The organism is Arthrobacter sp. FW305-BF8 (genome assembly GCF_021789315.1).
GTDB lineage: Bacteria > Actinomycetota > Actinomycetes > Actinomycetales > Micrococcaceae > Arthrobacter.
On the sequence record NZ_CP084561.1, the window covers coordinates 3,918,976 to 3,931,448 of the forward strand.

General features: G+C 61.5%; 12 protein-coding genes and 1 pseudogene. 5 read left to right on the top strand and 8 right to left on the bottom strand.

The window, feature by feature from the left end; genetic code table 11:
- Positions 1-106: 106 nt before the first annotated feature.
- Positions 107-979, top strand: coding sequence for a tyrosine-type recombinase/integrase (locus tag LFT45_RS17695; protein WP_236804903.1), 873 nt, complete (start codon positions 107-109; stop codon positions 977-979).
- Between the two features lie 472 nt (positions 980-1,451).
- Here LFT45_RS17695 and LFT45_RS17700 read toward each other — a convergent pair whose 3' ends face one another.
- From LFT45_RS17700 to LFT45_RS17715, 4 genes are read right to left on the bottom strand one after another with little or no spacing between them, the layout of a single operon-like run.
- A complete protein-coding gene (locus tag LFT45_RS17700) occupies positions 1,452-1,673 on the bottom strand; it encodes a hypothetical protein (protein WP_236804904.1) in 222 nt (73 codons plus the stop codon).
- Positions 1,674-1,717: 44 nt separating this feature from the next.
- On the bottom strand, positions 1,718-2,104 hold the full coding sequence (locus LFT45_RS17705) for a hypothetical protein (RefSeq protein WP_236804905.1): 387 nt from the start codon (positions 2,102-2,104) through the stop codon (positions 1,718-1,720).
- Between the two features lie 48 nt (positions 2,105-2,152).
- Positions 2,153-2,305 (bottom strand): hypothetical protein, encoded by a 153-nt coding sequence (locus tag LFT45_RS17710; protein WP_236804906.1) that lies wholly within the window; start codon positions 2,303-2,305, stop codon positions 2,153-2,155.
- The gene (locus LFT45_RS17715; RefSeq protein WP_236804907.1) at positions 2,302-2,841 is read right to left on the bottom strand and encodes a hypothetical protein; all 540 of its coding nucleotides are present in this window, start codon (positions 2,839-2,841) and stop codon (positions 2,302-2,304) included. Before LFT45_RS17715 ends, LFT45_RS17710 begins: the two co-directional genes overlap by 4 nt.
- Before the next feature lie 1,119 nt (positions 2,842-3,960).
- Here LFT45_RS17715 and LFT45_RS17720 point away from each other — a divergent pair.
- On the top strand, positions 3,961-4,365 hold the full coding sequence (locus tag LFT45_RS17720; protein ID WP_236804908.1) for a VOC family protein: 405 nt from the start codon (positions 3,961-3,963) through the stop codon (positions 4,363-4,365).
- Positions 4,366-4,467: 102 nt separating this feature from the next.
- Here LFT45_RS17720 and LFT45_RS17725 read toward each other — a convergent pair whose 3' ends face one another.
- The 3 genes and pseudogenes from LFT45_RS17725 to LFT45_RS23550 all read right to left on the bottom strand — a co-directional run.
- On the bottom strand, positions 4,468-5,091 hold the full coding sequence (locus LFT45_RS17725; protein WP_236804909.1) for a hypothetical protein: 624 nt from the start codon (positions 5,089-5,091) through the stop codon (positions 4,468-4,470).
- A 985-nt stretch (positions 5,092-6,076) separates the two neighbouring features.
- Complete coding sequence (locus LFT45_RS17730; protein ID WP_236804910.1) at positions 6,077-6,298, bottom strand: hypothetical protein; 222 nt, start codon at positions 6,296-6,298, stop codon at positions 6,077-6,079.
- A 1,543-nt stretch (positions 6,299-7,841) separates the two neighbouring features.
- Positions 7,842-8,450: pseudogene (locus tag LFT45_RS23550) on the bottom strand (transposase); the annotation flags it as partial.
- A 296-nt stretch (positions 8,451-8,746) separates the two neighbouring features.
- Between LFT45_RS23550 and LFT45_RS17740 the strand changes: the two are divergent.
- The 3 genes from LFT45_RS17740 to LFT45_RS17750 all read left to right on the top strand — a co-directional run bounded on the left by LFT45_RS17740 (position 8,747) and on the right by LFT45_RS17750 (position 11,427).
- Positions 8,747-8,899 carry a hypothetical protein gene (locus LFT45_RS17740; protein ID WP_236804912.1) on the top strand — a complete coding sequence of 51 codons (153 nt, stop codon included), beginning with the start codon at positions 8,747-8,749 and terminating at the stop codon, positions 8,897-8,899.
- A gap of 50 nt (positions 8,900-8,949) precedes the next feature.
- Positions 8,950-9,594: an SGNH/GDSL hydrolase family protein gene (locus LFT45_RS17745; protein ID WP_236804913.1), complete on the top strand. Its 645-nt coding sequence runs from the start codon at positions 8,950-8,952 to the stop codon at positions 9,592-9,594.
- 180 nt (positions 9,595-9,774) lie between these two features.
- Positions 9,775-11,427, top strand: coding sequence for a serine hydrolase (locus tag LFT45_RS17750; RefSeq protein WP_236804914.1), 1,653 nt, complete (start codon positions 9,775-9,777; stop codon positions 11,425-11,427).
- 28 nt (positions 11,428-11,455) lie between these two features.
- Here the strand turns inward: LFT45_RS17750 and LFT45_RS17755 are convergent, their stop codons facing one another.
- The gene (locus LFT45_RS17755; protein WP_236804915.1) at positions 11,456-12,463 is read right to left on the bottom strand and encodes a LacI family DNA-binding transcriptional regulator; all 1,008 of its coding nucleotides are present in this window, start codon (positions 12,461-12,463) and stop codon (positions 11,456-11,458) included.
- Between the last annotated feature and the right edge of the window lie 10 nt (positions 12,464-12,473).

Consider the following 12,473-nt stretch of genomic DNA (forward strand, 5'->3'; position numbering starts at 1 on the left):
CGCTGGCGGCGGCGCGTCCGGCGTCGTTGGCCGCCGGCTGGGAGCAGCCGTTGAGCCTCTCCCGGGCCACCAGCGACCGGGAGCAGGCCAAGCATGGTTCGAAAAGATGACAGCTGCCGGCGTCGAGGGACTGGTGGTCAAGGGTGCCGCCCAGACTTACCAGGGCGGGCACGGGCAGAAGATCAACATCAGTGCAGAGGAGGGCCAGGCGTTCTGGACTTGGGCGGCCGTCGAGGTGCTCCGTCTCACCGGGATTCGGCACGAGGAACTGCTTGAGCTCAGCCACCTCTCCATCCGGCAGTACCGGCAGCCGAACGCCGAGGTCGTTGGTCTTCTCGTAGTTGCCCCGTCCAAGTCCGACCGGGAGAGGGTGATCCCGATGTCCCCGGAGTTGCTGCACGTCATCGCTGAGCCGGTCCGGCGACATACGGCCAATCTCGGGAGCATCCCGCTGGTTCGGCGGTGGGACACGCACGAGCGGGAGCACAGCGATCCACTTCCCCACCTTTTCCAATACACGACCGGTCCCCTGCGCGGAGTGTTCAGCACGTCCCGGGTCGCCAAACTCCTTCACGTGGCCTGCGCGGCCGCCGCGAAAGACCGTCCCGAATTTGAAGGGCTCAGCTTCACTCCGCACGACTTCCGTCGGATTTTCGCAACTGATCTGGTCAACAACGGCCTACCCATCCATATCGGGGCGGCACTGCTGGGACATGCCTACCTGCAGACCACCAGGGGCTATGTCGCGGTGTTCGATGAGGACGTTGTCCGTCATTACCAGATGCATATGGCCAGCAGGAGGGCGCTACGGCCTGAGCATGAATACTCGCCGGTGACCGACGCCGAATGGGATGATTCGAAGAACACTTCGATAAACGCAAAGTCGAACTCGGCGCCTGCGGTCGGCCTTACGGCACACCCTGCGCCCACGAGCACGCCTGCGTCCGTTGCCCCATGCCGCACGTGGACCCGCGAATGATCCTCCGGCTGGACGAACTCGAGGCCGACCTGATCGCCCGGCGGGAGCGAGCCGAGAAGGAGGGATGGAAGGGCGAAGTGGATGGACTGGAACTCACTCTGGGGCATCTTCGGGATAAACGCGGCCGAGCACTGAGGCTACAAAGAAGTGTTGGAATGCACAGCGACCACTGACATGTGTGCCGGTCAGGCGACAAAACGATGGGGTCGATATGCGTCCCCAAAGCCTGTGGCTCAGCGGACGCTTGAATGCCCGATAGGGGATCTTCTACCGGTATACGGTGATTCGAAACAGGATGCCTGCGCTTTCAGCTCCCGTCGGCGTCCTTGGCCTCGTGTCGGTACTCCCCCAGAAGTTTCCTCAGCGCTTTTATGGCCAAGACTAATCCTGCACCCCGGCCACCCTTGGTTCATGGCAGACTTTGCGCCCGGGCCCTGGTTCTGTAGCTCCTCGATGCGCCTGCTAGTCAGTCTCACCGCATAAATGCATTCATGATCACCAAGGCCAGCCCACCCACGCTGAGCACGCCGCAGAAGAACAGCCCCAGCATCTCCAGCCCGCGGACCTGTTCGGCGCGAAGCGGTCCGTTGAGCATGAGCATGCGCTGCAAAATCACTGCCTGATACATGGCGATCGGCTTGCGGACGAAGAACCACACCGCGGCGATTAACAAGAACACCAGCCCTAACGGCATACCGTTCCTTTAGCAGTCGTCCAAGACCGTCAGGCCAAAATGTGTCATCGGGGCAAATTCATCAATAGGACGATGCCGATGGCGATGCCCAGCACAGCAACCCCAGCCCCCACGATCCGGTAGACCCCGGTATCAGGCGCCCGCCCGTTCAGATACAGGGAGGCGTTGTTTTGGGCGGTCTGCCCCAGCCAGCGTGCTGAGCCGCGAACGTCGGTCAAAACGCAGATCCCCAGCAGCACTGCGGCCCCGGCAGCCACCCCGCCGGCGGAGATAAAGTATCCGCGGCCCATTTGGCCGAGCAAAACCATGGCCACCACAGCGAGAAAGAGCAGCCCGCCACAAAGGGCCAACGGCCACGGCAGCTTCGGCTTCGGCTTCGGCTTCGGCTTCGGCTTCGGCTCCAAAGGGTCCCCCAATTCGCGTTCCTTCAACTCCTGCTGCCTTGAGCATAGAAGGTAACGGCCAACGGGTCCGGGTGTTCAGGTCCGCGCAGTGAAATATCCAGTGAACTCCTCGACGAACAAGCCGTCACCGAGAAGTTCCCGCTCCTGCAGCAGGTCGTAGACAACATTCCAGGCGAGGTCCATCAGCTCATGAATGACCCTCAACCGTCGGAGCCGCCAGGACTTCATGGTTCCGACAAGACGGCATCCTGGATCTTTTGCAACGTGGCCGGCACGGCGGCGACGTCGAGGACCCCTTGGTCCGATTCAAGGGTGACCATATGGAATCCGGCTGGCACGCCCTGCTTGATGTCGTCCCGGTCCACGATCCGAGGCGACGACATGGCGCTTAGCCCGGTAAGTGCCTTGCTGCGGCCGGTAGGCACCAGGTCCTCGTACACTGAGGGCTGGAAGTCGATCCTTCCGGGGCCAGCGCCGGCGATGCCCATTTGCCAGATGGTGCTCAAGGATCTTGGCCGGGCGTTCGGGTACCGCAAAAACACTAGCGATTTGCCCTGTTCGTCGAGTCTGGCGTCGGTCTTCCGAAACCGCTTCTGGGCGAAGTACGTCATCGCACCAAGCGCCAGCCCATAAAAGACGCCGTTGGCGGCGGCCATGCCGATCGTGCCTCCGACGATGAGGCTCACGCCCGACCACAGGATGCCCCCTGCAACGCCAACCAGGACGGCGTTCAAGACGGGATGTTCGGCGGCCCACTCCCTCATGAGCACATCCTAGGTGTCCAACTATCTGTTGGCGATCGCGCTCAGCGTGACCACCTAACTTTTGCTCAACACATCGTTGGCTATGACGGCCTGATTCAGGGCCACTCTTGCTGCTGCCGATGGCCTTGTCACCTTCGCGTGCCCTTGTAGGTTGGCTGTGTTGTGGGTGACGTTCCTGGCGCGGGGCTAATCGTCAGCAGGTGGAGTCTTCACAGCTCGGCGGTAGGCCCAGAAGGCGACCCCATAGCAAACAAGACAAAGTGCAATGACAACCCAAGAGATGACCACGTTGCGAACGTCACCTTGAAACAACCTCCAAACGGCGTCCACCAGCAGAAATGATGCAAGCCCTCCCAGCAAAAGAGCCCCGCCCTTGCTCATCTGCCTCCTATTCCTACTGCCCATGCCTGAGCCTAACGCTGTAGTCAATCGGAAGGGGTGGACGCTCAGATCCGAAACGCAAAGTCGGGGAAAGCCCATAGAGAAGAGTCCATCCGAGGCCGAGAAGGACGAGTGAGAGGTGTGCGGTGAAGGATCCTTTATGGTGCGCCAAGCGACGTCGGGACGGGACGCTCTGAAGCCGTACGTGCTTTCGCAGGAGTGAAGGCTACTTCCTCTATCCCTCGTCTGAGAGCTCCTTCGCGGTTCGCCGCAACCTGATAACTGCTAGCCCAATGACGCTTCCGGCCGCAGCCAGGAAGAAGAACAACACAAGCAGCGGACCTGACAGCCCGTTAAAAATCGGGCTCCGGCCTGTAAACGATACCGAAGCCAAAAGACCCACCATGGAAACGTAGAAGGCCGGCCCAAGTACTTTCTTGCTGCGGTCATAATTCGTCATCGAAGATCTGTGTGAACTAGCCATGAATATATTTTATCGTTTTTAGCGATCCTAAATTTGCAGGTCTGCAAATAGCGGGGAAACCGTATGAAGACTCGACAGGTTGCTTGAGCCCCTCCGCAGGCCTTCTAGTTGCAGGCGGTGACGTGGGCGCCTCATGCGGCGGCGGAAACGGCTGAAGCCTCCGGCGGGTCCGCTCAAGGATCATTCACGGGAACGATGGACCTGGACCCTAAGCGTCGTGGTTACCGGCTCTGGATGCATGAAAGACTCACAACGTGAACGATGACTCCAAAGGCGCCCTGCACCATATTGAACTGTGGGTACCGAACCTGAGACGAGCCAAAGATGAATGGGGATGGATCCTGTCCCGCTTGGGATACGAGACTTATCAGAATTGGGGAAGCGGAATCAGCTGGCGGCTGGGTCCAACTTACATAGTTGTCGAAGAGTCACCGGACTTAAGCAGCCGAGAACATCAGCGCACCGCGCCTGGCCTGAATCACTTGGCGTTCAAGGCCGGGAGCAGAGAATGTCTAGACGCTCTGACCGAAGAGAGCGCGCATCACGGCTGGAGCCCTCTGTTCATGGACAAGTACCCGCATGCTGGCGGACCCGATCACTACGCCGCTTATCTCGTAAACTCCGATGGCTTCGAACTAGAACTGGTGGCCACAGCATAGGGCTTAGGAACGCTCCGCTCGGGGTTCCCTTTGCCGGGGGCCTTAGCGTTGCACGAACCGGGCAAGATAACCTGACGGCGACAGCACGGCACCCGCTGGATGCTACTTTTGTGTTCTCCGAGGACTCGATGAAGTTTGCCTGTTGGCGTACGCCAGGACTAAAAGCGCGGAAATGACGGCCGCGCTGGTCCTCAAGACGTCTCCGATAACTTCTCCGGCCGGCAGTAGCCAAATCGCGAGTAATGACAATCCAAATGCTGCGGCAAAGATGAGAACGCAAACCAAAATCAGGCTTCGAATTGAGTCAATGCGCTTCATGAGTGTGCCGACATCGTCAGCACGGGTCGGGCTGAAGGCAGCGGCTCGTTGTGAGAGCAGGGGCTGCCCCGCTCCGGTTCGGACTTCATTCAGCAGGTCGGTCAGCCTGGCATTGAGGTCTCGTTCTCCCCAGAAGAGCTTCTTGGTCAAGTACCACCCCAGGCGGTCGTAGGCGGAAGACATGACTCTGACTCCTTCTGCGTCCGACCTGACGATCACTTCGAGCCCGACAGGAAAACGTTTGAAACTCAAAAAGGCTCCGAACAGACGGAATAGAGTGTCTGATCCCGCCCGGACTTCAATGCCGGTCTGAGTGCGATGAGGCCGCAGTCCAACGGAACCCGAGTGATCGACGATGCGGCCAGACAGAAGAGTGGCGTCTTCAGCGACCGTGAAGCTGTCTTCCATTGTGTAGCTCTTCATATGACCGCCCCACATAGATTCAATTGAGGAATGTCCTGTTGGCGCAATTCAATATCAGTATGGTCGGTGGAGTTGGAGTTGCACACTGATTAGTGCGTTGAAACTGCACTCGCTCACGATTCCATTCGGCATCCACGCAGCAACGGTCCCGCTACGGGTTCCTTTGCCGTGCGTCCCCGTGGGCTACGGGATCCGAAATGCGCGATCCGGGCCCTCAACGGGATGTGCCCTTAGCGCCCGGCAATGAGGCCGTAAATAGCGAATCCGGTTCCAATGAGAATCCAAGAAACTGCGATCAAACGTACTCTTGGGGTCTCGCGTTGCGTCCACCAAGCTATGTCCGCGCTTGAGGAGAACCATGTCCGTATGATCGCAGCCCTCCTTGCTAGAGGCCGCGATATTGCCACGACGAACATACCGGCGCCAACGAGAATCAAGCCGAACAACGTTGCTGGTGCCACCCTGCATCTCCTGACTTTTCAGGCTGCTCTCGTGGGCACCAGCGTAGCCGTCGAACAGACGTTCGTGGGCATTCCCCCCACGCGGTCAGCTCGTCCCGTCCACTTCCCCGTTCACCCTTCCTCTTCCCCGGGGCGCATTCCGAGTACCACTTCGCCCGTCCACAGGAAAACGCCTTGTTGCTCTCAGCTGGGCGACGAAATCCATATCTCTCCACTGGTGAGAGTCCGGGTGAGGCATTCGGCGATGCGCACCGCGTCCTTTTCCCCCGAACCCGGCAAGAGTCTGATGCCAAGTTGTGAGGCCGGCAGGTCGTTGGAGACGACTGCTTTTTCGACGCTGGGGTCTTTGTCGCAGGGGCTCAGCGTGTCATATCTGGGGTGACTTGCACCGACGTTCCAGGAGCTGTCGCTGCTGAAGGTCCGACGAAACGAGTCGGACGGCGCTCCACTACATCCCGCCAGGATCAGGACTAGGACTGGTGAGCTTATTTTCAGAAGCGTGCACACGACTAGTGCATTGAGGCCGGGGGGTTCTCCACGGGCTCAGCTGCTTGAGTGGTCCTGGTGTCGAGATAGCGCATGACCAGTGCCGCGCCGATAAGGGCAGCAGAAAACGGCATACACGCCACGGTGGCGAGCAAGTACAGCTGCGTAAGGATCACAAAGAACAAGTTGGCACCGTTGAATGACACCACCCCAAAGTTCTGCAGGAAGAGGTTAGAGAAAATCATGACAAGAGCGCCAATCACCCCCACGGCAATTCCAGCGCGGAGCGTACGGGCGTACAGCGATGGTTTACGTCTCTGCTCCATTTATCCCCCATATGCCATTCGATAGTGCACGTAGGTTTAGCTAAGCACTAGGTCAGCGGAGTCACAACAGCCACGGCGTGGACTCGTTCTACACCGTGGAGTTTGCGCTAACGGGTCAGTGCATACCGCCTTCCGGGTGCTCGTTCGTGGTTCCCGTCGCGGAGGGATCAACGCTGGTCGATCCTTTCATTGATTTGCACGTTCCGTTAGTGGATCGTTTGCTCCATGAGCCGGGGGAAGCCAATCGCGCTGTCAGTGATATGTGCCTCGTTGGTGTTGGCTGGGGTTGTCGCCGCCATGAGGTTATGGAACGTGCATCAGCAGACGTCGGACTGGGTCCTTTCACCCAAGGAAGTGCCTTCCAAAGTGCAATTTGCCGACCGCGAATACAACTGCGGTCCAGATGCGAAGCCCGCCGAGCACGATATGTCCGGCCTGAAGTCCCAAGGTACGACAGCGGGAGGAGCTGAGATTTTTGCGCAGCCACCTTCTTCTTCTGCCCGAGTCTTTATCATTGTTCGAACGGATCAGGGCACTTTCGGGTGCGATCTAATGGGCGGACCCTAGCCGACCTGATTAGATGTCGTTGTGGGTTCCTGAGGCGGGGCGGTCGGCTTTGTTGCATGCAGTTGCTGATCCCGGCGCCGGCATCAGCAACCATCGCAGTGCCTGCTGCTGTGACAATAGTTGGCGTTAGCTCGAGTGGGGACGGGCCTGTGGAAGCCGGCCTCTGGCGAAGGCGTCAACAAGCTGATCCACATCGTGCAGGCACTCGCGTGGCGCGGTCGCGTCACCTGTCTCCCAGATCCATTCCTGGTACTCGACGTCGCCTGATACGGATACGTCATGATCGGGGTTGTCGTACCAAACCTCCATCACCTTCCCGGTATCCGCTGCTTGGGAAATCTCGGTGCGCCATCCATTAACGGTTGCGTGGCCGCCTTCCCATCCCTCATAGGAATGGGCCACAAAGATGCTGCCCTCATTCCGGGCCGCGGCGGAATGAATAGTCGCACGGAGATCGAGTAAAAATTCCGGCATGACAGGTTCGGCAAGCGCACGGCTCTTCCTAGGACGCCTGCTCATCCTTAAGACTCGGCTCGTTTATTCATGAATTCAGTTTGCCAGCAGTCCGCCCGCCCCCAAATAGCCCCTCGAATGCCGCGACAAGGGCCCGGGAACTCTTAGCGGGCCAAATAACTGAGAGCTTCAGCAGTGTCCCTTCTAGGGTTCCAGTGGACTAGACCTAGCGGACTGTGCCGCGAAAGTTTTCCCAAAAAGCGGAGGAGGCGACCTTCACTCCGGACGGATGTCAGCCCAGACGTCCCCGAGGAGCGGGCCGCCAGGCGGCTGTAGCTTGTAGTAGCGCTTCATCAGTTCCCGGATTTCTTCGTCTCTGGCCTCGACCTGATCCACAAAGCTTTCAATGGATGATGCGATGTGTTCAGCCAGCGGCGCTGTTTTGCGGGCGCCGACTCACCCGTCCGGACCGCAGCGCCGTCGCAACTTCCAGGCGCAAGGATCCGCGGCCCTGGACGTAGAGGGTCTGGTAGATCGTTTCGTGTGACACCTGCATCTCCGGATTCTCTGGATGCTCCACCTTCAGTCGGCCAGCGACCTGTTCCGGGCTGAACCGGCCGGTGAGCATCGTGGTGACCTGTTCCCGTAACGCTAACCCGTCCAACTTCCGCGGCTTCGGCCTGCGGGCACGAGCCCACGTCTGCTCCTGCGCGAGCGATGGCGAATACCTGTCGCCGACCCGATTCCTTGCGACCTCCCGGCTGATCGTCGACGGAGCCCGGCCCAGAACGGCGGCGATACGACGCACTCAATGGCCCTGGGCGAGCTGGAAGCCGATCTCTTCCCGCTCAAGCAACGACAAAAGCCCTGCACGGGGCACACTGAAATCCGGAACCGGCGATGGCAACACCTTCTGATGGTCGCTCAACCACCGGTACGCGGTCGGACGCGACACCCCGGCGGCCTGTGCCGCTACGGCTACCGACAGCCCGGCATCCAGCCCTTCCCAGAACGCTAAACGAACACTCAACGGCGACCACGGTCTGCCCATCGACGACACCCGACAGAATTCAGGGTGTTGCACTCACCACCTGAACTCGCCACCCTAGGGTTTTGCGACATTCTGGAAGGACGATGGCTTAAGGGCGACTCCCGTTTTGATTGCCACTTTCTACTTTCGTCGTAACGACGCCCTAACGCACCGGGCTTGGTGCAGATAAGGCTGAAGGTGAAGCACCGGGACGTCCTCGACGTAGTCTGCGCCGCTGTCACCGGACCCGTCAACCAGCCCTGGCATGAGGAAATCATCGAATCAGCCCTCAACAGATTCAGCAAGGACAAGGCGCCGTGCGGCTCACCCCCGTCGAACCGGTCGTCGTCGAGGTGTCGGCCGACGTCGCGCCGTCCGGGCACTCCTTCCGCCACCCCCTGCGCTTCCGCAGGGTTCGCCCGGAACTGGAGCCGGACGCCGTCGAGCTCCCCGCGCGCCTGCCCGTGTAGCGGCCCGTCCCAGCCCTCGCCACGGGCCGCGTTTCGTGCAACGATGCGGCATGACCACCAGCACCGGCCACATCGTCCTGCTCGGGGACTCGATCTTCGACAACAAGGCCTATGTCAACGGCGGGCCCGACGTCGTCGAGCAGTTGTGCGGCGAGCTCCCGCCCGGCTGGCACGCAACGCTGCTGGCAGTGGACGGCGACGTGATAGCGGGCGTTCGCCGGCAGCTGCTTACCCTTCCCGACGACGCCACCCACCTCGTGGTCAGCGTCGGCGGCAATGATGCTCTCGGCTTCGCCCACCTGCTTGAAGCACCCGCCCGCTCTGTGGCGGAGGCGCTGGACATGTTCGCCGACGCCCAAGAGCGCTTCGCCGCTGACTATGAGCTAATGGCCGAAGCGGTCTCAGCGACGGGGCTGCCTGCAGCGGTGTGCACCATTTACGACACTCCCGCCTCCGGGCCCTTCTACCGGCTGATCAGGACCGCCCTCACGGTCTTCAACGACTCCATCACCAGGGCAGCGTTCTCCCGGGGCCTCAGCCTGCTGGACCTCCGGCTGGTCTGCAACGACGACGGCGACTACGCGAACCCGATCGAGCCCTCCGCCCAAGGAGGTTCCAAGATCGCAAAAGCCGTCACCGCCCTGACAGATCCAACCCGCGAGGTGCCGCGGTCAGCCGTCATCGGCGGCAGCTGAGCTCGCGCCTCCACTCGCGACAGCTGGACAAAAACTCCAGCTCCGCGAGCTTGGGAAACAAGCATCGCCGGCTGTCCCGCATCCATTGCTGGCTCCGGGCGCGGGGTCCACTATAGAGAAGAGCGGCAAGGCTCGCACCGGCCGGCAGCGCCCATGGCCTGACGGATCTAGGGGGCACCCATGGACAAGATCGGTTCTGTTTTTCCAGACCGTCGTGCTGTGCTGAAGGCAGCCGGGATCGGGGCGGCCGGTGTTGCCGCCGCACCCCTTCTGGCCGCTTGCACCGGCGTACCCACAGTGGCTACGCCATCGGGTTCGGCCTCTCTGCTCCCGTCCCCGCCGGCACAGATCGCACCGTTGCTGGACAAGCCAAAAGTCACCAATGCCCTCGCCCAACTGGACGGATTGATCCGGAATGCCATGGAACAGACCGGGCTGCCGGGAATGGCGGTGGCCGTGGTCTATCAGGACGAGGTGGTGTACTCCAAAGGCTTTGGGGTGCGGGAGGTCGGCAAACCGGAGGAGATAAGCCCCGACACGGTGTTCCAGCTGGCATCCGTGTCCAAGCCCATGGCGTCCACTGTGGTGGCAGGGGTGGTGGGGCGGCGGGTGATCGACTGGACCGACCGCGTCATTGAACACAACAAGAACTTCGCGCTCAAGGATGACTATGTCACGCGGAATGCGACCTTTGCCGATCTGCTGTCACACCGCAGCGGACTGAAAACAGGGTCGGGTGATCTGCTGGAAGACCTCGGGTTCGATCGTGCCTACATCCTCGGGCACCTCAACCAGGAGCCCCTCGACACGTTCCGGTCCAGTTACAACTACAGCAATTTCGGCTACACGGAAGGCGGCCAGGCAGCAGCCGATGCCATGAAAATGTCGTGGGAGGATCTGGCCGACGAGATTCTGTTCCGGCCGCTGGGCATGTCCGCCAGCAGCTACCGCCACTCCGCCTATGAGGAAGCGTCAAACAGGGCAACCATTCATGTCCCGCTCGGGAACAAGGTGTGGGCAGCGAAACACCGCCGCGATGCCGATTCCGAGGCCCCGGCGGGAGGCGCGAGTTCATCGGTGCAGGACCTGGCCAAATGGCTCCGGCTGCAACTCGGCAACGGCAGTTACGAAGGCAAGCCCGTCATTGATGCAGCCGCCCTCCAAACAACCCACGTTCCCCATGCGGTTTCCGGACCGGCGTCGACACCGGCCGCCCGCTCGCGTTTCTATGGGCTGGGCTGGAACGTCTCCTACGATGATCAGGCACGCGTCCAGGTCGGACACTCCGGGGCATTCAACCTCGGCGCAGCCACCGCCGTCTCCATGCTGCCTGGTGAGCAACTGGCCATCGTGGCCCTGACCAACGGAAGACCGCAGGGAATACCTGAAGCAATCACAGCCGGCTTCCTGGATACCGCGCAGCATGGATCCCCCACGGTTGACTGGCTCGCATTCACCGCGGGTGTCTTCAAACAGATTGATGAGTCCGAGAAACCCAAGGTGGATTACACCACAGCTCCGTCTGATGCTTCTCCTGCCAAGGCAAACAATGCCTACGCCGGCACTTACGGGAACTCCTACTTCGGCCCGCTTGTGGTGCTTGAGCAGGGCGGCAAACTGGCCATGAGAATGGGACCGTCCGGCCGTCCCACGACATTCCCGCTTACCCACTTTGACGGCGACACCTTCAGCTTCGAATCCATCGGCGAGAACGCCAACGGCCTGGCCGGTGCGCTGTTTGCAGCGCCAGTCCGCGGCACCTCGCCACGCGTCGTCCTGGACTTCTACGACAGGACCGGGCTCGGAACGTTCACGAGGGCGGCGAAGGGCTAGGGGCTTGGAGCGGAAAACTCCATAGGAACTAGCGAAGGGGAGCCGTCGAGTTGCGGACCACCAGCCGGGGCGTGCTGGTCACATCGGCGATGGGCGCACCGGGATCCTTGAGCCGCTCGAGGGCCACACGTCCGGCAGTTGTTCCCAGCTCCACTGCATGCAGGTCCACCGAGGTCAGGTCGATCCCGCGCAGCCGGGCCGTCCGTGAATCGTCGTAGCCCACGAGCGACAGGTCCCCGGGGATCGCCAGCCCCATCGCATACGCGGCCTCGCGGACACCCAGCGCGAACTGGTCGTTGTGCGTGAACACTGCCGTTGGCCGGTCCGGGCCGGCCAGCAGCTCCGCCGCTGCACGCTCCGCAGCCTCCTGCGTGAAGTCATCGGCCGCCACGGTCTGCGGGGCCAGGCCGGCGTCCCGCATCATCTGCTCGTAGGTTTCCCGGCGGACGGTATGGCCGTCAAAGGGCGGCCCGGCCATGTGCGCGATCCGCGTGTGCCCCAGCCCGAGGAGGTGTTCGACGGCGGCCCTCGCCCCGGCGCGGTCGTCAGGGTACACGCTGTCCACGCCCTCCACGCGGCGGGTGACACTCACCACCGGGATGATCTGCGCCAGTTCCCGGACCCGCTCGTCGGGATCCAGCAGCGCCGCGGCGATGATGATCCCCACCCGCGCCTCGATGAGTGAGTCCATCGCCCCCTGGTCCACGCCGCCGATGGAGCGGGAGACGCTGAGGATGAGCCGGTTGCCTGCCTGCGGCAGCGCCAGCCGCACGCCGTTGAGGACGTCGGAGTACACCTCGTTCCGGAGGTCAAGGAGGTAAAGCCCGACGGCGGTCCGGGACTTGCTGGCCAGTGCGGCGGCTGCCGCATTGTGCCGGTATCCCAGCCGCTTGGCGGCGTCGAAGATCGCCTGCCTGGTGTCCGGGCTGACGCCGGCAGCGTCGCGGAAGGCGAAGGAGACCAGCGTGCGGGAGACTCCGACTTCCCGCGCGACATCAGCCTGCGTGGCTGGCCGGTGCTGCCGCTGGATGCTCATACGGCCATCC